Here is a 19,019-nt window from a genome sequence, read left to right on the forward strand (position 1 = left end):
AACCTACCGTGACTGAAGATCGCAATTTCGACGACATCGCGCACAAGTTTGCAAAAAATATCTACGGGTCCGATAAAGGTGAAATACGCCAAGTGATTGTTTGGGAAGAACTTGAACAATTACTTTCCGCCATTAATGGTAGCAGGAAAAGTCTCTCTGTGCTCGATGCTGGTGGAGGATTAGCGCAAATTTCTCAAAAGCTAGCTAAACTCGGACATCGAATTACTTTGTGTGATATATCTTCGGAAATGTTGCAATTAGCTCGTCAAGAGATTGAAAAAAACGGATTGCTTAAGCAGTATCGTTTGGTTCATTCACCCGTGCAGAGCATAGGAAAGCATCTCCAAGAATCTGTTGATGTATTGATGTTCCATGCTGTGATGGAATGGTTGGTCGATCCAAAATCAGCGCTGCAATACTTGCTGAATAGAGTAAAACCTGGTGGAGCTGCATCCATCATGTTCTATAACCATCACGGGTTGGTTTATAAGAATGTTGTGTGCGGCAATATCCCACATATATTGGACGGTATGCCGCATCGAAAGAGGTTTAAATTGCAGCCACAGAGAGGACTCAAACCAGAGGAAGTGTATCAATGGATAGAGACGTCTGGTTTTGAGATTTGTGGTAAAGCGGGTATCCGATGTTTTAGTGATTATATTGGAAACAGGGAATACATGGGTGATTTCCAACCACAAGACGTAGTGGCGCTTGAAAGAAAGTTATGTCGTCAGGAACCTTATCTATCAATGGGTCGCTACATACACGTATGGGCAAAAAAGAACAGGAATGATAATGGGTGAGATACTTGCCAATACTGCTGCTGAACAGCCAATTGATGAACTTGTCGGGTGGGTAAAGCAGCACGACTTTTCATTAAACTTGACGACCGAGCGTTTGGCTTTCCTGATTGCAATCGCTGTGTTGAGTAATGAAAAATTTGACGAAGAGTTGGGTGAAGGCGAATTGCATGATGCTTTTGCCATTGTCACTCGTTTGTTTGAATCCACAGGTGAAGCGACCGCATTTAGAGCCAACAATGCGATTAATGACATGGTAAAGCAGAGGTTAATAAGTCGTTTTACTAGTGAAATTAACGATGGTGCCAGTATTTATCGACTCTCACCATTGGCGGTTGGAGTGACTGACTACTATCTTCGTCATCGAGAGTTTTCTAAGTTGCGTCTTTCAATCCAGCTATCCATGGTTGCTGATGAAATGTCAAAAGCGATTGAAGCAGCACAGAAAGGTGGAACGCCCGCTCATTGGAAGAAGAATGTCTTTGGTGTCTTAAAATACTCTGTCGGTGAAATTTTTGATCAAATTGATCTCAACCAACGAGTGATGGATGAGCAGCAGCAGGCAGTCAAAATTCAAATTGCTGAGCTGCTTAACAAAGATTGGCGCGAAGCCATCAATAATTGCGAAGCTTTACTTTCTGAAACATCAAATACTCTGCGTGAGCTCCAAGACACCCTGCAAGCGGCCAGTGATGAATTGCAAACTCAGATCTTAGACATTCAAGAGATTGTTTATGGGCAAGAATCGTTGCAGTTTATCGAAGAGGCGTTATTTGGATTACAAATGAAACTGGACCGGATAACCAGTTGGGGGCAACAGGCGATTGATTTATGGATCGGCTACGACAGACACGTGCACAAGTTTATCAGGACTGCGATTGATATGGATAAAAATCGTGCTTTCAGCACGCGTTTGCGTCAGTCAGTCAAAGACTATGATGAATCTCCTTGGTTTCTTACTTACGCCGATGCAGAAAGGTTGGTTGATCTTAGGGACGAAGCCCTAGTGTTGAGAGATGATGAAGTTACAGGTCAAGTGCCTTTGGAAGTGGAATATGAAGAATATCAAAAAGTAAATAATGATCTGTCTGAACGCATAAGTAGCATGCTAAAAGTCCACAAAGAGCAAGGTACACCAATCCACTTGGGTGTCGTATTGAAAGATTATTTAGCCCAACACCCCAGAACCCACCATTTTGATTTAGCACGTATTGTCATTGATCAAGCAGTACGCCTCGGCTATTCCGAGTCCGATTATCAGGCGATCCAGCCTGATTGGCATGTGATCAACCAATACGGTGCAAAGGTACAAGCAAATGTCATCGACAGATACTAATGACTACATGCCAGAGAAACTGGCCAAAGCGATTTCAAATCCCTTATTTCCAATGTTAGATAGCTTATTGCGCTCTGGCAGACACATATCAACCGATGACCTCGACAATCACGCCTTGTTGTCTGATTTTGAAGTTGAATTATCTTCGTTCTACCAGCGTTACAACACTGAGCTTATCAAAGCACCTGAAGGTTTTTTCTATCTTCGTCCTCGCTCTACTTCTCTTATCAATAGAAGCGTCTTGTCTGAGTTAGACATGTTGGTTGGTAAGGTGTTGTGTTTCTTATACCTAAGCCCTGAGCGATTGGCCCATGAGGGTATTTTTACTAACCAAGAGCTTTATGAAGAGCTATTAGCCCTATCTGATGAGAAAAAACTCATGAAGCTAGTGACTAACAGAGCGACAGGCTCAGACTTAGATAAAGAGAAGCTGTTTGACAAGGTACGAACGTCTCTTCGTCGCCTAAGACGCCTTGGCATGATCATCAATATCGGTGAAACGGGAAAATTTAGTATTAGCGAATCTGTTTTTCGCTTTGGCGCTGATGTCCGTGTCGGTGATGATATTCGCGAAGCGCAACTGCGTTTGATTCGAGATGGTGAAGCTGTGGTCCATACCAAAGAACCAAGTCAAGTGAGTTTATTGACAGAAAAAAATGAAGAGTCTTATCAGTCAGATAATGTAGAAGAAGGTGACGCATGATTGAAAGAGGTAAATATCAATCTCTGACCATGGTCAATTGGAACGGCTTTTTTGCCAGAACATTTGATATCGACGGTTTGGTAACCACACTGTCAGGTGGCAATGGGGCGGGCAAATCAACCACAATGGCTGCTTTTATTACCGCGCTCATTCCGGATCAAACCTTACTGCATTTTCGCAACACAACAGAAGCAGGCAGTAGTCAATCTTCTCGAGATAAGGGGCTGTATGGCAAATTGCAGCCTGGCGCCTGCTACGCTGCTTTGGATGTGGTCAACTCACGTAATCAACGTTTGCTTTTTGCCGTTAAGTTGCAGCAAGTAGCTGGCCGAGATAAGAAAGTTGATATCAAACCCTTTGTAATTCAAGGGTTGCCAAGTCACGTCAAGCCAACCGATATCTTGATTGAAAGTGTTTCCGATACCCAAGCTCGGGTGCGTCAAATTAATGAGATCAAGCAATGTATCGCTGACTATGAGGGGGTGCAGCTTAAAGTATTTAACTCGATTGTTGATTATCACGCTCAGATGTTCGAGTTTGGCGTTATCCCCAAAAAATTGCGTAACTCGGGCGATCGTTCGAAATTTTATCGACTGATTGAAGCGTCACTCTATGGTGGTATTTCTAGCGCAATTACACGCTCGCTACGTGACTACTTGTTACCTCAAAATTGCGGGGTTAAGAAAGCCTTCCAAGATATGGAGTCGGCACTGCGAGAAAATCGCATGACACTTGAGGCTATCAAAACAACGCAAGCTGACCGCGATTTGTTTAAACACCTTATCACAGAATCAACGAACTATGTTGCGGCTGACTACATGCGCCATGCTAATGAACGTCGCAGCAAATTAGAGCAAACTCTCTCATTTCGTTCCGAGCTGTTCGGCTCTCGAGAAACTTTGGTTGAGCAAAACAATTTACTTAACCGAGTTCAACAAGAACTTGAGCTTTTAATTGAGACGGAATCTGGCTTAGAGCAAGATTATCAGGCGGCTTCTGATCATCTGCAATTGGTACAAAATGCCCTTCGTCAGCAAGAAAAAATTGAACGCTATCAAGAGGATTTGCTAGAGCTAAGTGAGCGCCTTGAAGAACAGATGATAGTGGTGGAAGAGGCTCAAGAACGTGTACTCATCATCGAAGAGCAGGCTTCCATTGCTGAAGAAGAAGTGGATAGCTTAAAAACTCAGCTCGCCGATTACCAACAAGCACTAGATGTTCAGCAAACGCGAGCGCTTCAATATCAGCAAGCGGTTCAAGCGTTAGAAAAAGCTAAGTTATTACTTGGGGATGATGAACTTACCGCCGACAGCGCTCAAGCCGTTGTCTCTCACCTCAAAGCTCAAGAATCTGAGAGCACCTCCTCTTTACTTGCTGTCAAACACAAGCTCGATATGTCATCGGCTGCGGTTGAACAATTTGAATTAGCTTTGCAACTGGTTAGAAAAATTTTGGGTGCTGGCGTAGAACGTAAGGAGGCTTCTACGCTTTCTAAGCAGCTCATCAATCAAGCTAGAGACGCCGAGCAAATCATTGGTAACGAAAAGCAGTGGTACGCGCAGCATCGAGACTTGGAACGTCGTCTCAGTCAGCAACAACAGGCTAAGGAAGCGCTTGATACCTATCATAAACAGTACCATATTCAATTGACGGACGAATCCACACTCGAACAAGAGCGTGAGGCAAAGTTGGCGCAAGTCGAGTCTCTGGAGCTTGAGTTGGAAACGCTGCGTGAGAGCCGAACTGACAAACGTCGTAGTGAGCAAGATCTGTCGGCTGAGATCAACCGTTTAGAAGAGATTGCTCCTCCTTGGATCGCAGCTCATGATGCTTTAGAAAATCTTAAAGAGCAAAGTGGCGCGGACTTATACGATAAGCAAGCGGTTATGTCGCATATGCAAATCGTTTTGGAGCAAGAAAAGCGGCAGACATTAGAGAAAGAAAAACTAGCTGAGCGTCGAGTTCAACTGGACAATGAAATTGAAAGGCTTGCATCGCCAGGTGGCTCAAATGATCCGCGTTTGAAAGGGCTAGCGGACACACTAGGCGGTGTATTGTTATCAGAAATCTATGATGATATTACCATTGATGATGCGCCTTATTTTAGTGCCATGTATGGTCCTTCGCGACATGCGATTGTTGTTTCAGATCTGACTGATATTGAAACAAAACTTATTGAGCTTGATGACTGCCCTGAAGACCTTTATATCATTGAAGGTGACATTGATGCCTTTGATGATAGTTCGTTTGATGCAGAGGAGTTACAAGGCGCAGTTTGTGTTCGTATGAACGATCGACAAATGCGCTATTCGCGTCTGCCGGAGATTCCGTTGTTTGGCCGAGCAGCCCGAGAGCAGCGCTTGGAAATACTGCGTGATGAACGAGAGGACGTCGTTGAGCAACATGCTAAAGCCGCATTCGATTCACAGAAATTGCAGCGCCTATATCAAACGTTTAACCAATTTGTCGCGCAGCATATTCAGGTAGCCTTTGAATCTGATCCAGAACAAGCTTTGGCTGCAGTTCGCGATAAGCGCAATCAAATTGTACGAGATTTGACAGACTTAGATGCGAGGGTTCAACAAAATAGCGCCCAGCTAGTCTCGAGCAAACAAGCGCTCACTTTGCTTGATAAGTTGGCACCTGTCATGGTGTTAATTGAAGATGAGTCATTGGCATTACGTTTTGAAGATCTTGAAGAAAAAATGGCTCAATTGGCCGACGCCAAGAGCTTTTTAGCCAGTCATGCCAAGTCGATCGACCAACTGAAAAAAGTCGCTTCTGCTCTTGAGGTCGATCCGGAAGAATTTGATGCTCTTGAAGCTGAGTACCGAGCGCAAGATTCTCAATTACAGGAGCTTAAAAAGCGTATTTTCGCCGTATCTGATCTTGTTGAGCGTCGTCATCATTTTTCATATTCAGACTCGCTTGAGTTGCTCGATAAAAGTAGTGAATTGAGCGAACAACTTAAAACTAAGCTTGTTCAAGCAGAGCGGCAACGCACGCGTGCTCGTGATGAGTTAAAGCAGTCACAGGGTCAAATGAACCAATACCATCAGGTGCTGGCATCATTAAAGAGTTCTCATCAAGCGAAACAAGAAACAGTACAAGAGTTTAAGCAAGAGCTTCAAGAGTTTGGTGTTCACGCTGACGAAGGTGCTAAAGATCGGGCGATTCGTCGCCGTGACGAGTTGCAAGAACGTATGCACACCTCACGCAGCCGAAAAAGTGAACTGGAAAAAACGATCACATCGACTGAATTAGAAATGAAAGGGCTAGCAAAACGTCTTAAGAAAGTTCAAAAGGACTATGTTGAGTTTCGAACCTTCGTTGTGGCAGCCAAGGCTGGTTGGTGCTCCGTATTACGCTTAGCTCGTGAAAATGACGTAGAACGTCGATTACATAAACGTGAACTGGCCTATTTGTCGGCAGATGAGCTTCGCTCTATGTCGGATAAATCGCTTGGTGCTTTGCGTCTTGCTGTTGCCGATAATGATGACTTACGCGATGCCCTTCGTCTTTCAGAAGATAATGCCCGTCCAGAGCGTAAAGTGCTTTTTTACATCGCTGTTTATCAACATTTGCGAGAGCGAATTCGCCAAGACATTATTCGTACAGACGATCCAGTTGAAGCGATTGAAGAGATGGAAGTTGAATTAGCTAGGTTAACCGAAGAGCTAACTCAGCGTGAAAACCGCTTGGCGATTAGCTCTGAATCGGTCGCCAGTATTATTAAGAAAACCATTCAGCGGGAGCAAAACCGTATTCGTATGCTCAACCAAGGGCTATCGAACATCGCGTTTGGACAAGTCAAAGGTGTGCGCCTGAACGTCAAAATTCGTGAGAGTCATGAAGTTTTACTCAACGGGTTAGCGTTGCAACAAGAGCAACACAAGGATTTGTTTGAAACGACTCGACATACATTTTCTGAGGCAATGGCAAAGTTATTCCAGCGTGTTAACCCTCACATTGATATGGGACAACGTAGCCCGCAAGTATTAGGTGAGGAACTGCTAGATTACCGCAATTATCTAGAATTGAGTGTTGAAGTTTGCCGTGGTTCTGATGGTTGGTTACAAGCTGAGTCGGGTGCTCTTTCTACTGGTGAAGCAATAGGTACGGGTCAATCTATCTTGCTTATGGTTGTTCAAAGTTGGGAAGAAGAATCGAGACGTTTGCGAAGCAAAGATATTGTTCCATGTCGTTTACTATTCTTGGATGAAGCAGCGCGTTTGGACGCTAAATCTATCTCCACGTTATTTGAACTGTGTGATCGCTTGGATATGCAGCTGCTTATTGCTGCCCCAGAAAATATCAGCCCAGAAAAGGGTACAACCTATAAATTGGTTCGTAAGGTGTTTAAAGATCACGAGCATGTTCATGTCGTTGGTTTACGAGGTTTCGCTCAACCTGAACAGGGGGAAGAAACTGAAGAAGCGCTCATTGAGTAACGGTTATACCCGAGTCAAAAAAAGCTGCTCAGTAGAGCAGCTTTTTTTCGTTTATAAACTTAGCTAGAACTGTGCGGATGAACCAAATTGTTTCGCTGCGTAGGCAACTCTCTCGCTTGAATCTGGGTAGACTCTCGGTGCTCCCAAGTTTTCTATATGATGTAAGCGAGGCAGCAGACCGGCACCATTTGCAATTTGAATCGCGAGCCCAGGCCGAGCATTGAGTTCCAGAACCATGGGACCTTCTTCTTTATCAAGTACCATGTCTGTCCCCATATAACCAAGCCCCGTCATTTCCCAAGCACTGGATGCAAGGGTTAATAAACGCTCCCAATGTGGTACTTGTAACGTCGAAAGATCTTTGTTTGTATCCGGGTGGTGAGTGATAGGGTGATCGAATTGTACAGCTCTAATCGCTTTGCCTGTGGCAATATCAATACCCACACCCACGGCACCTTGGTGAAGGTTTGCTTTGCCATCAGACGCTGCGGTCGAACACCTCATCATGGCCATCACTGGGTAGCCTTTAAATACGATGATACGAACATCGGGCACACCTTCGTAGCTAAAGCCATTAAAACAGTCATCAAATTTAATCAGATTTTCAACAACCGCAACATCGTTTTTCCCCCCAAGTGAGAATAGGCCAGCCAATGCATTACTTATATGTCTTTCAACATCTTGTTTATTGATCGATGCGCCAGAGGGTTTAGTGTAGACTCCATTTTGGTGAGACGTGACGACTAAGATACCTTTACCACCACTTCCCTGAGCTGGTTTAATGACAAAACCAGGCCAATCCTTAACCATATTGTGGATGTTCTTAACTTCCGCTTGATGGCTGATAACACCGATCAGCTCAGGTGTAGTAGCTCCATGCTGCTGAGCAATAATCTTAGTCTTAAGTTTGTCATCGACCAAAGGGTATTTAGAGCGATCGTTGTACCGACCTATATAGCTATGGTTGCGTTGGTTCATCCCCATAATACCATTGGAGCGTAACTTATTAGGTGACGTAAACTGCGAAGTTAATCGTGACAGCATAGTTAGTCCTCCGCTAATGGCTTAAAGCGCCTTAGCTCGGTCAGGCGATACCCTGTGTATGTTCCAAGTAGCAAGATACCTGCTAATACAATCAGCTGAAGACCAATAAAGTTAAACGTCAGATGCTGAATGTACGAATTGGTCATGGCGAGGTACACAAGCGTCGCAGTGGCAAGCGAACCACCACCTTGAAGAATCACTTCCTTCGCGCCTTCTTCTTCCCATAGAATCGACATACGTTCAATAGTCCACGATAGAATAATCATAGGGAAGAAGGTAATTGAAAGACCTTCGGTCAAGCCAATCTTAAATGCGACAACCGTAAATACGGAAATAATCATAATTACAGTGATAATAACGGCAGATATTCTGGCGACGAGTAATAAGTTTAGCCTAGAGAGGTAGCTGCGGATAATCAACCCTGTACCCACGATCAATAAAAATCCGACGATTCCTGTCAGCAGTTGGGTTTGTACGAAAGCCACTGCTATTAGCACAGGCATGAAAGTTCCTGAAGTTTTAAGTCCAATAATCACGCGCAGGAATACCACAATGAGAGCGCCAATAGGAATAAGCATTATGGTCTTAAACATAGCTTGTTCTTCAAGCGGTAAACTGTGTATGGAGAAGTTCAGCAGGCCATCCGCTTCGACTTTATCCAGTGTTGCTTGCTTGGGTGAGACATCTTGAGCAATCATCGAAAAGTGAACCTGACTATTTTGCCCACCGACGATATCTAGAAGTGATACGTTTGACTCATCCCAGACTAATATATTCTCATTAATGGCTTGAGTGGCATTTTTGGGATTAAATAGCACCCATTCACTTCCATCCCAGATTTGGTTCATCAGCTCAATAGTTTGACGGCGGCGGCCGTCCTCTAGTTCGATAACACCAACAATTTTGCTCGGAACTTTTGCATAGGCGAGAATTTTATCAACGGCAGAAACCTTATCCATTTTATTGAGCAGCAGTCCTGCATTTTGACTGTCTGAGTCGTTGAGGATTTTAATCAGTTCTCTGGTGAAAGTAACATCGTCCGCAGAACTCTTATTGGCTCGCTCTATAATGGATATCGCGGCAGCTTCGGTAGGTCCATCAAAGGTTGGTGAAATGATTTTCTTTGTAGGTGCTTGTGTTTTTACTTTTGCTTGAGGGTCAACAAGAAATTGAGCTTTGTAATATATCGTTTGGGCTCCAGCAGCCTGTCGGATTGACCATTCAGCACGGCGCCCTGACTCAGACTTTATGTAGGACACACCATAACCAGAGGATGAAGAGGATTCGTTGATCAAAGTAAAGCCATTTTGTGTGTGAGGAATGGCCAACGAGGCTTTGACTGGTTTAGATTGAGCGTTAAATTCAACACGAGCTTCTATATCCCAGATCTGGCGAGTTTCACCGGGAGTCCAAGGTACACCATATGTCTGGTGACGAAACATACTCAGAGCAATACCTGCTACTATGAGGAAGGCGACAGATATATAAAAGGGGACTTTAGACGTCATAAGCTACCTTATTTTTTTTGTTCAAGTTCCGTTTGAATGTATTTTTTACTTACATCCACCACTGCAATGTCTCGGATGAAATCGCGACCTAGCAACACAGGATGGATCATTTGGGAGCGATCTGCCAAAGTAAACTGTGTTTTTTCGTGAATCTTGCCCAATCTAACCCACAATTCAACCACAGGACGCCGTTCTAGTTGACAATTTGTTGCCTGACGTATCTTTGCATAACGAATAATGGGGGCTTCAATCCAATTGTTATCATCCAGTGGTGTTATACCATCGGAGAGATGAAAGCGTATCCAATTTTTGCCATTACGTTCAAACTCTTCGACATCGACAGCATTCAGAGATGATGTTTCTGAACCAGTATCGATACGAGCATCAAATTTCGGCTCTACGGAGCCTATGACAACTTTTTCAATTTCACCGAGCATCAGTGATTTAGTTGAATGAGCTTGGGTCTTTGTAGACGCTGACGGTATGTGGTCTACTCGTGGTTTGCCAGCCTGGATTAAAGTTTGTTGTCTGAGTTTTCGAACTTCAGAGCTAAGTGAGTCAACTTTTGCTGTTAGAGTGGAAATTTGATTATCTTTATCAGACATCTGCGCATGTATTTGGTCAAATCTTTGCGCGGAATTGGTTTCGGAAGCTTGGATCGCAGCCAAGGTTTCTTGATGATATTGTTCACTGTTAGTAAGAGTACAACCGGAAACAAGTGTTATAGCAATTACCGGAGCCAATTTGGTTAACATTAAAAATCCTAATAATAGGTTAAAGTGTTCTGATTAGTTTAAAGATTAAAACCGCCAATACCCGCAGAGTGAAACTATCCTGACTTCACTGCAATGAGTTGTTTTCTTCCCTATATGAAAGAGTTGTATTCATCAGAAGATTCTAAATCTTTTCAATCTTTAGATTAAGGGGGAGACAGACTCGAAAGGTTAAGAGTCTGTCAAAAATTGTCTTAGTGAGGTTTTTTCGCGACAAGAGTAGCACGACGAGGAGCAGGATGACCTTCTATGGTTCTACTTGGATCCTTGGGATCGAGATAATCAGGTAGCGAATTGTGCGTCATCCATGAGGTAGTGCGTTGCTCATCGGTCGTTGTAATATTTTCTTCGGCGATAGTCACATTTTCAAAGCCGACCTGTTCCAACCAAACTTTGAGAGCTTTTGCTGAGGGAAAAAAGTATACATTACGCATTTGTGCGTATCGATCTGTTGGGACGAGCACAGAGGTTTCATCGCCTTCAATAACCAGAGTTTCAAGTACCAACTCTCCTCCGGCAACAAGTTGGTCCTTGAGCTGAATGAGGTGATCAAGCGGTGAACGACGGTGATAGAGAACACCCATGCTAAACACAGTGTCGAAGGCCTCTAGTTTGGGGAGCTGCTCGATTCCAAGTGGCAAAAGGTGGGCACCCTGATGATCCCCCATGAGTTTACGTACCGCCTCAAATTGTACAAGGAACAAATGGGAAGGATCGATTCCTACGCATAGGCGGGCGCCTTCTCCTAATATTCGCCACATATGATAGCCGTTACCGCAGCCTACATCGAGAACGTTGCGCTCTTTTAGGGGTGAGATATGAGGTAGAACCCGGTTCCACTTCCAGTCGCTTCGCCATTCTGTATCAATATGAATACCATGTAGGTGATACGGACCTTTACGCCATGGATGGAAAGTGCGCAATAGATTTTCTAGCTTCTTAAGCTCACCCGATTCCAAAGGCGTATCGTTGGACAAGGTAACTGAATTTTTTATATCGATTTGGTCAGGAGAACCAACAGGGATTTTATTAAGGGCTTTGAGCCAGCGACCAAAATCACCATGTTCTGAATTTTGCCAATCTGTAAGCTGCTGTGGCAAGACATTAAGCCATGGCTGAAGGCGAGTATCGGTTGCAATTAACTTATAAAAATTGGCAAAGTTAAACATAATATTTCACTGATAATAGAGTTGAGAATGTTTGTGTAAATGTAAGGAGTAAGTGCAATGTTTGACTATTTTATCGCAAACATTGAACCAAAATTAAAGCACTGAAACCAAACATCGAAGCTACTATAGCCAATCTTTGCGAAACGCTCTTTATGTGTGTTTTTGGAGTCAGGGCGCATGATGTTCTCTATCGCACTGCGCTTTTGGCTAATTTCGAGTTCGCTGTAGCCATTGGCACGTTTAAAATCGTGATGTAAGTCGACAAGGAGCTCATTGGATACGGTATCTTCAAAGACAAATTTTTCTGAAATAATCAAAATTCCGCCGGGACGCAAACCCTTGTATATATTTTCCAGTAGCGCATAGCGATCGTCAGCTGATAAAAACTGCAGCGTAAAGTTAAGTACGACTACTGAAGCATTATCGATTTCAATATCGCGAATATCGGCTTCTATGACATTTACGGGAGTATCACTGCGGTAAGCGTTGATGTGGAGTTTGCAGCGCTCAACCATAGCTGAAGAGTTATCGACCGCAATAATTTGGCATCCTTCTTGGGTGATGTTTCGACGCATGGATAGCGTGGCTGCACCCAGTGAGCACCCTAAATCATAAATATTGGAATAAGGTTTGACAAAGCGCTCTGCTAACATGCCGATGGCTGAGATAATATTACTATAGCCGGGTACAGAGCGCTGAATCATATCAGGGAATACTTCGGCGACACGTTCATCAAAGGTAAAATCCCCAATTTTATCGATTGGTGTCGAAAATATAGTATCGGGGTTACTCTTAGGGTTCATAACAGCTTCTCTCAACTAAAGGCTATCAGCCTTACAGTCCTACAGATTTAAAAAACGGCACATTTTATGTGAATTTTCGTCTTCTGTCATGTACCAAGCGTTGTACGTCATAACTAGCTGACTTCCACACAAGCTAGATTATTGTTGAGATACGCCATTGTTGACTAAAAAGAGTTCATTGAGTCTACAGCTAAAACATTTTTATCTGTTTGTTTTCTTTATAGGCAGGGAAACAATTAAGGTCTGGCAGTGTTACTTTTTCCTGCAGCTGTCGATAAAGATTTGCTGCCAACTCAGGTGCAAGGATATTATCTGCGGTGTGTATCATTAAATAAGGCTGTTTACCTTGGCTTACCCAGTCTGCAAGTTTGGATAGCCAAGGGACAAAAAAGTCATAGTTGTTGTTTTCTAATGGGTGGCCGATAAACCTCACCATAGGATTGCTGGCTGTAGCCAGTGCGTGAACCGGAACCTTAGGTTTTTTCTTTTGAGCATCGATAATGGCGTCGTTATCCGGTTTTGCGGCAAATACAGGCCGACTGTCCATTATAATTCGATCGTATTTTTGTTCTATGAGCCAAGCATTAAGTGCGCGTTCTGCATCGCCTTTTAAGAAAAAAGCAGGATGTCTGACTTCTATGCCAATGGGAAATTCTTTAGGAAATAGGGCACAAAATTGTTTAAGTTGGCTCAAATGTTCGGGGCCAAAAGCCGCTGGCAACTGAACTGTCCATTGCCCAATTCGATGATGTAATGGTTCCATGATGGATATAAAATCACACAATTCCTCTTTGCAACCGCGCAACATCTGCTGATGTGTGATGTTTTTGGGTAACTTAAAGGTAAAGCGGAACTCATCATGTGTTGATGCGTGCCAGTTACGTATTGTTGCGGCATTAGGTGTCGCGTAAAACGTGGTATTGCCTTCTACCGTATGAAAGACGCTGGCGTATTTTTCTAATCGCTCGTTGGGCTTTGTGCCACTGCCGTAAAAAGTTTGTTGCCAATTATTATGAGACCACATAGTGAGTCCAAGCCTGACTGGATAAGCATTCATATCTGTATTTCGAATAATGATTGATGAGAATTTTGCCGAATCACCCTGAATAAGGCTATAATCAGCGCCAATTTTTCGTATTGCTATTGTTTTAGACCTCTATTGGCGTAAAAAGCACCAATAGATGATAAATCGCAATAAGTTGTGCGCTGAATAGTCGATTTTAAGACACTTTCAGCGTATAAATGGAGCTTTGCACTATCGGTAAAGTTATCACCGATGGGTAGTAATTAACATACTAAAAGAGATTGGGAAATTCATTATGCGTACCCATTACTGTGGTCACTTGAACAAGTCCCTTGCAGGACAAACTGTAGAACTTTGCGGTTGGGTTAATCGTCGCCGCGATTTAGGTGGACTAATTTTCATTGATATGCGAGATCGTGAAGGCATTGTTCAGGTAGTGGTGGATCCAGATATGGCAGATGCGTATGAAGTGGCCAATACACTTCGTAATGAGTTCTGTATCAAGCTTACCGGTGAAGTTCGAGTCCGTCCGGATAGTCAGGTCAACAAAGACATGGCGACTGGGGAAGTCGAAGTTATTGCTAAAGGTTTAGAAATTATAAACCGCGCAGATGTTCTTCCTTTAGACTTCAATCAAAAAAATACAGAAGAGCAACGCCTTAAGTACCGTTACTTGGACTTACGTCGCCCAGAAATGAGTGATCGTATTAAGCTGCGCGCCAAAGCGTCTAGCTTCGTGCGTCGATTCCTAGATGAAAATGGTTTTCTTGACATTGAAACACCAGTACTCACCAAAGCGACCCCTGAAGGTGCTCGTGATTATTTAGTTCCAAGTCGTGTTCATAAAGGCAGCTTTTACGCGCTACCTCAATCTCCGCAGCTTTTTAAACAGTTGCTAATGATGTCTGGTTTTGATCGTTACTATCAGATCGTAAAGTGCTTCCGTGATGAAGACTTGCGTGCTGACCGCCAACCAGAGTTTACTCAGATCGATATTGAAACTTCATTTATGACGGCAGATGAGGTCAGAGCCACCACAGAGAAAATGGTTCGTGATATGTGGCAAGAGCTGCTTGATGTCGATTTGGGTGATTTCCCAGTAATGCCTTTTGCTGAAGCTATGCGTCGTTTTGGTTCAGATAAGCCTGATTTGCGTAACCCACTAGAGTTAGTTGACGTTGCTGACCTAGTTAAAGATGTTGAATTCAAAGTTTTCTCTGGTCCAGCTAATGATGAGAAAGGCCGTGTTGCTGTTATTCGAGTGCCAGGTGGTGCTTCGTTAACTCGTAAGCAAATCGATGGTTATGGTGAGTTCGTTGGAATCTATGGTGCCAAAGGCTTAGCCTGGATGAAAGTGAATGATCGCGCAGGGGGTATGGATGGTATTCAGTCACCCGTTGCTAAATTCTTGAACGAAGAAGTAATTGAAGGCATCTTAGATCGCACCCAAGCTCAATCTGGCGATATTATTTTATTTGGTGCAGACAAAGCGAACACGGTATCGGAAGCCATGGGAGCACTTCGCCTTATATTGGGTAAAGACTTAGAACTTACCGATGAGTCCGCGTGGGCACCATTATGGGTTGTGGACTTCCCAATGTTTGAGGAAGACGATGAAGGTAACCTCCATGCCATGCATCACCCATTCACATCACCGCTGGGGGTTAATGCTCAAGAACTGAAAACGAACCCAGCATCAGCCAATTCTAATGCCTATGATATGGTGATTAACGGCTATGAAGTGGGTGGTGGCTCTGTACGTATTCATAACGCTGAAATGCAGGCGGCAGTATTTGATATTTTGGGTATTGAAGCCGAAGAGCAACAGCAGAAATTTGGTTTCTTACTGGATGCGCTTAAGTTTGGTACTCCGCCACATGCAGGTTTAGCTTTTGGCCTTGACCGCTTAGTTATGCTGTTGTGCGGAACTGAGAACATCCGCGATGTGATTGCTTTTCCAAAGACAACGGCGGCAGCTTGTTTGTTAACGGATGCGCCAAGTCTGGCTAACCCTGCTGCATTGGAAGAGCTAGCGATTGCAGTGACGGTTGAAAAAGAGAAAAACGACGCTTAGTCAATATACTCCAATAGTTTTTACTGTCCCAAAGAAAAAGGCGCTTCTATGAAGCGTCTTTTTAAATGGTTACCTTTTTCCATTCCCCAGGCTTTAGATCGCCAAGGCTAAATTCTCCCATTGAATAGCGAATAAGACGTAATGTAGGGTGGCCAATATGGGCTGTCATTCTTCTTACTTGGCGATTACGACCTTCAATTATGGTGATCGCTAGCCATGTGGTTGGGATATTGGCCCGAAAACGAACTGGAGGATTACGAGGCCAAACATCGGGCTGCGGGATGACTTCTATTTGTGCGGGAAGTGTCATTCCGTCTTTGAGTTCGACGCCTTTACGTAGTTTGTCTAAGTCTTTTTCTTCAGGTGTGCCATCCACTTGTACCCAATAGGTTTTGGTAGATTTTGATTTTGGTTGGGTAAGCTTGGCTTGTAGTATGCCGTCATTTGTTAGCACCATCAGTCCTTCACTGTCACGATCTAATCGACCCGCTGCGTAAACCTCTTTGACTGAAATATAGTCGGCCAGCGTCTTTCGGCCTTGACCATCAGTAAACTGGCTAAGAGTGTCAAAAGGCTTGTTAAAGAGAATAATAGTGCGATTTTTAGGTGTAACTGGCTGAGTATTGCGTTTGGCTTTATTCTTGACAGGGGCTGAACGGGATTTGTTTTGCCAGTCTCTCTTTGAGTGTTTAAAACCTGATTTACTAGGGTGACGATTGGTTTTAGAAGACTCACGTTGAGAGCGTGATGACATGTTAACTACCTTGCAAAATTGTGAATGAAGTGTGGGTGAAAATTTTAAACTTAGCTGTTTTAAGCTATCATGTGCGCGCCCGAAGACAGGATTGAAACCGCAAAACGATAGACTATCGTACCAATTTTGTTTAATTATAACGTATTGTTCTCACGGATCTTACGCTAAAACTAGTCGTAAGGAAAAGACAAAAGAGACAACAAAGCCGTTTGTAAGTGACTTACATACGGATACATCAACCAAAGCCGTCTACTGACGCGCTTTGCAAGAACGGATAGGGAAATTTCATGCCTACAGAAAAACCTACAATTATTTACACTATCACAGACGAAGCCCCAGCTTTAGCAACGTATTCACTATTGCCTATTATTCAGTCATTTACTGCTTCTTCTGGTATTGAAGTTGAGACTCGTGATATCTCTCTTGCCGGTCGTATTCTTGCAAACTTTCCTAAGTATTTAACAGAGCAGCAGCGTATTAACGATGCGTTGACTGAGCTTGGTGAGCTGGCTAAAACGCCAGAGGCGAATATCATTAAACTGCCTAACATTTCAGCTTCTATCCCGCAGTTGCAAGCCGCAATCAAAGAGCTACAAGCGAAAGGTTACAAATTGCCTAATTACCCAGAAGAGCCAAGTACGCAAGAAGAAAAAGACATTAAGGCGACGTACGATAAGATTAAAGGTAGCGCCGTAAACCCAGTGCTTCGAGAAGGTAACTCTGACCGCCGCGCCCCTTTATCTGTTAAGAACTACGCGAAGAAAAACCCACATTCAATGGGTGCTTGGGCAAAAGACTCAAAGTCTCACGTTTCTAGTATGTCTGGGAATGATTTCTTTGGCAGTGAAAAGTCACACACAGTCAATGGTGCGACGCAAGTTAAGATCGAATTTACCTCCAAGGATGGCCAGATCAAAGAGCTGAAGGCGCCTTTCGCAATACAAGATAAAGAAATTATCGATTGCTCTGTGATGAACAAGAAAGCCTTGATTGAGTTTTTCGAGTCCGAAATTGAAGATGCCAAAAAACAGGGCGTCTTACTGTCGCTGCACATGAAAGCAACCATGATGAAGGTCTCTGACCCTGTTATTTTTGGTCATGCGGTTCGCGTATATTACAAAGAGGTATTTGCCAAATACGGGGATGTATTTGAGCAATTGGGCGTTGATGTAAACAACGGAATTGGTGATGTTTACGCTAAAATAGCCTCCCTTCCTGCTGATCAAAAAGCAGAAATTGAAGCGGCAATTCAAGACGTTTATCGCACTCAGCCTCCGCTAGCCATGGTTGACTCTGACCGTGGTATCACTAACTTGCACGTACCGAGTGATATCATTGTCGATGCGTCAATGCCTGCCATGCTTCGTTCGTCTGGACAAATGTGGGGTCCAGATGGAAAGCAGAGCGATACTAAAGCGATGATCCCAGATCGTAGCTACGCCAGTATTTATCAAGCGGTTATTGATTTCTGTAAGGAAAATGGTGCGTTTGATCCAACCACAATGGGTAGTGTGCCCAATGTTGGCTTAATGGCTCAAAAAGCAGAAGAGTACGGCTCGCATGATAAAACATTTATTCTTGATCAAGCAGGTACGATTAAAGTGGTAGATTCTGCAGGTGCTGTTTTGCTTGAGCAAGTGGTGGAAGAAGGTGATATTTTCCGCATGTGCCAAGTAAAAGATGCACCTATTCAAGATTGGGTAAAACTGGCGGTTACTCGCGCGCGCGCGACAGGAGCTCCAGCAGTATTCTGGCTAGATGAAAATCGAGCGCATGATGCTCAACTTATCAAGAAGGTGAACACCTATCTACCGCAGCATGATACTTCTGGTCTAGATATCAAAGTATTAGCACCACTCGAAGCGTGTAAGTTTTCTCTAGAACGTATTAAACTTGGCCTAGATACTATCTCTGTAACAGGTAACGTTCTACGTGATTACTTGACTGATCTATTCCCTATATTGGAACTAGGTACATCAGCTAAAATGTTGTCTATCGTACCTCTGATGAATGGTGGTGGCTTGTTTGAAACGGGAGCTGGCGGTTCAGCGCCTAAGCACGTACAGCAAGTGGAGAAAGAAAACCATTTAAGATGGGATTCATTGGGTGAGTTTTTAGCATTAGCGGCTTCGTTGGAGCATCTTAGTACGGTAACGGGTAACGTAAAAGCTAAGGTACTTGCGGATGCTCTAGATCTCGCAACGGGCGAGTTCCTGGATAATAATAAGTCACCGTCGAGAAAAGTGGGTGAGTTAGATAACCGTGGTAGTCATTATTACCTTGCTACATACTGGGCACAGGCACTTGCTAAACAGACGTCCGACGCCTCACTAGCAGAAGAGTTCGCTCCAATTGCTCAAGCCCTGTCTTCAAAAGAGGCAGATATTGTCGCTGAGTTAAATGGTGCACAGGGTAAAGCGGGCGAGTTGGGTGGCTATTATGCGCCAGACTTTGATAAAGCCGCAAAACTTATGCGTCCAAGTGAAACACTAAATGCCATTATTAACGGTTAATATTGTTCTGTAGATTTGAAACCGCCGAGTTTATCGGCGGTTTTTTTGTGTTTGGTACCTTGAGTAC

General features: G+C 43.7%; 13 protein-coding genes. 6 read left to right on the top strand and 7 right to left on the bottom strand.

All coding sequences use genetic code 11. The features are described 5' to 3' along the window. The first annotated feature begins 8 nt into the window (after window positions 1-8). From cmoM to mukB, 4 genes are read left to right on the top strand one after another with little or no spacing between them, the layout of a single operon-like run. Window positions 9-803 (top strand): tRNA uridine 5-oxyacetic acid(34) methyltransferase CmoM, encoded by a 795-nt coding sequence (gene cmoM / locus MHN79_RS00545; RefSeq protein WP_239171235.1) that lies wholly within the window; start codon window positions 9-11, stop codon window positions 801-803. After that, window positions 796-2,136 carry a chromosome partition protein MukF gene (gene mukF / locus MHN79_RS00550; RefSeq protein ID WP_239171236.1) on the top strand — a complete coding sequence of 447 codons (1,341 nt, stop codon included), beginning with the start codon at window positions 796-798 and terminating at the stop codon, window positions 2,134-2,136. Before cmoM ends, mukF begins: the two co-directional genes overlap by 8 nt. Beyond that, a complete protein-coding gene (gene mukE, locus MHN79_RS00555) occupies window positions 2,117-2,839 on the top strand; it encodes a chromosome partition protein MukE (RefSeq protein ID WP_239171237.1) in 723 nt (240 codons plus the stop codon). The genes mukF and mukE overlap by 20 nt, the downstream gene beginning before the upstream one ends. Further along, a complete protein-coding gene (gene mukB, locus MHN79_RS00560; protein WP_239171238.1) occupies window positions 2,836-7,290 on the top strand; it encodes a chromosome partition protein MukB in 4,455 nt (1,484 codons plus the stop codon). Before mukE ends, mukB begins: the two co-directional genes overlap by 4 nt. 63 nt (window positions 7,291-7,353) lie before the next feature. Here the strand turns inward: mukB and MHN79_RS00565 are convergent, their stop codons facing one another. The 6 genes from MHN79_RS00565 to MHN79_RS00590 form a co-directional block, all read right to left on the bottom strand. After that, complete coding sequence (locus MHN79_RS00565) at window positions 7,354-8,334, bottom strand: alpha-L-glutamate ligase-like protein (RefSeq protein ID WP_239171239.1); 981 nt, start codon at window positions 8,332-8,334, stop codon at window positions 7,354-7,356. A gap of 2 nt (window positions 8,335-8,336) precedes the next feature. Further along, window positions 8,337-9,842, bottom strand: a complete 1,506-nt coding sequence (locus MHN79_RS00570; protein WP_239171240.1) for an inactive transglutaminase family protein — start codon at window positions 9,840-9,842, stop codon at window positions 8,337-8,339. An 8-nt stretch (window positions 9,843-9,850) separates the two neighbouring features. Continuing rightward, entirely contained in the window at window positions 9,851-10,597 is a 747-nt protein-coding gene (locus tag MHN79_RS00575; RefSeq protein ID WP_239171241.1) for a RimK/LysX family protein, read from the bottom strand. A gap of 212 nt (window positions 10,598-10,809) precedes the next feature. Further along, the gene (gene cmoB, locus MHN79_RS00580; RefSeq protein ID WP_239171242.1) at window positions 10,810-11,784 is read right to left on the bottom strand and encodes a tRNA 5-methoxyuridine(34)/uridine 5-oxyacetic acid(34) synthase CmoB; all 975 of its coding nucleotides are present in this window, start codon (window positions 11,782-11,784) and stop codon (window positions 10,810-10,812) included. A gap of 65 nt (window positions 11,785-11,849) precedes the next feature. Then, window positions 11,850-12,587 (bottom strand): carboxy-S-adenosyl-L-methionine synthase CmoA, encoded by a 738-nt coding sequence (gene cmoA, locus MHN79_RS00585; RefSeq protein ID WP_239171243.1) that lies wholly within the window; start codon window positions 12,585-12,587, stop codon window positions 11,850-11,852. A 190-nt stretch (window positions 12,588-12,777) separates the two neighbouring features. Next, window positions 12,778-13,644 carry a DUF72 domain-containing protein gene (locus MHN79_RS00590; RefSeq protein ID WP_239171244.1) on the bottom strand — a complete coding sequence of 289 codons (867 nt, stop codon included), beginning with the start codon at window positions 13,642-13,644 and terminating at the stop codon, window positions 12,778-12,780. Between the two features lie 262 nt (window positions 13,645-13,906). Here MHN79_RS00590 and aspS point away from each other — a divergent pair, with 262 nt between their 5' ends. Continuing rightward, the gene (gene aspS, locus MHN79_RS00595; RefSeq protein ID WP_239171245.1) at window positions 13,907-15,685 is read left to right on the top strand and encodes an aspartate--tRNA ligase; all 1,779 of its coding nucleotides are present in this window, start codon (window positions 13,907-13,909) and stop codon (window positions 15,683-15,685) included. A 61-nt stretch (window positions 15,686-15,746) separates the two neighbouring features. Here the strand turns inward: aspS and MHN79_RS00600 are convergent, their stop codons facing one another. Continuing rightward, window positions 15,747-16,439 carry a pseudouridine synthase gene (locus MHN79_RS00600; RefSeq protein ID WP_239171246.1) on the bottom strand — a complete coding sequence of 231 codons (693 nt, stop codon included), beginning with the start codon at window positions 16,437-16,439 and terminating at the stop codon, window positions 15,747-15,749. Between the two features lie 287 nt (window positions 16,440-16,726). Between MHN79_RS00600 and MHN79_RS00605 the strand changes: the two genes are divergently transcribed. Then, on the top strand, window positions 16,727-18,952 hold the full coding sequence (locus MHN79_RS00605) for an NADP-dependent isocitrate dehydrogenase (protein WP_239171247.1): 2,226 nt from the start codon (window positions 16,727-16,729) through the stop codon (window positions 18,950-18,952). The last annotated feature ends 67 nt before the right edge of the window (window positions 18,953-19,019 follow it).

The sequence above is a fragment of the Vibrio sp. Of14-4 genome (genome assembly GCF_022347625.1).
GTDB classification, from domain to species: Bacteria; Pseudomonadota; Gammaproteobacteria; order Enterobacterales; family Vibrionaceae; genus Vibrio; species Vibrio pristinus.

What these genes read in the sequence shown, in the direction of transcription:
- mukF (WP_239171236.1), top strand. Translation starts at nt 796, where the DNA reads ATGGGTGAGATACTTGCCAATACTGCTGCTGAACAGCCAATTGATGAA.
- mukE (WP_239171237.1), top strand. Translation starts at nt 2,117, where the DNA reads ATGTCATCGACAGATACTAATGACTACATGCCAGAGAAACTGGCCAAA.
- mukB (WP_239171238.1), top strand. Translation starts at nt 2,836, where the DNA reads ATGATTGAAAGAGGTAAATATCAATCTCTGACCATGGTCAATTGGAAC.
- MHN79_RS00565 (WP_239171239.1), bottom strand. Translation starts at nt 8,334, where the DNA reads ATGCTGTCACGATTAACTTCGCAGTTTACGTCACCTAATAAGTTACGC.
- MHN79_RS00570 (WP_239171240.1), bottom strand. Translation starts at nt 9,842, where the DNA reads ATGACGTCTAAAGTCCCCTTTTATATATCTGTCGCCTTCCTCATAGTA.
- MHN79_RS00575 (WP_239171241.1), bottom strand. Translation starts at nt 10,597, where the DNA reads ATGTTAACCAAATTGGCTCCGGTAATTGCTATAACACTTGTTTCCGGT.
- cmoB (WP_239171242.1), bottom strand. Translation starts at nt 11,784, where the DNA reads ATGTTTAACTTTGCCAATTTTTATAAGTTAATTGCAACCGATACTCGC.
- cmoA (WP_239171243.1), bottom strand. Translation starts at nt 12,587, where the DNA reads ATGAACCCTAAGAGTAACCCCGATACTATATTTTCGACACCAATCGAT.
- MHN79_RS00590 (WP_239171244.1), bottom strand. Translation starts at nt 13,644, where the DNA reads ATGAATGCTTATCCAGTCAGGCTTGGACTCACTATGTGGTCTCATAAT.
- aspS (WP_239171245.1), top strand. Translation starts at nt 13,907, where the DNA reads ATGCGTACCCATTACTGTGGTCACTTGAACAAGTCCCTTGCAGGACAA.
- MHN79_RS00600 (WP_239171246.1), bottom strand. Translation starts at nt 16,439, where the DNA reads ATGTCATCACGCTCTCAACGTGAGTCTTCTAAAACCAATCGTCACCCT.
- MHN79_RS00605 (WP_239171247.1), top strand. Translation starts at nt 16,727, where the DNA reads ATGCCTACAGAAAAACCTACAATTATTTACACTATCACAGACGAAGCC.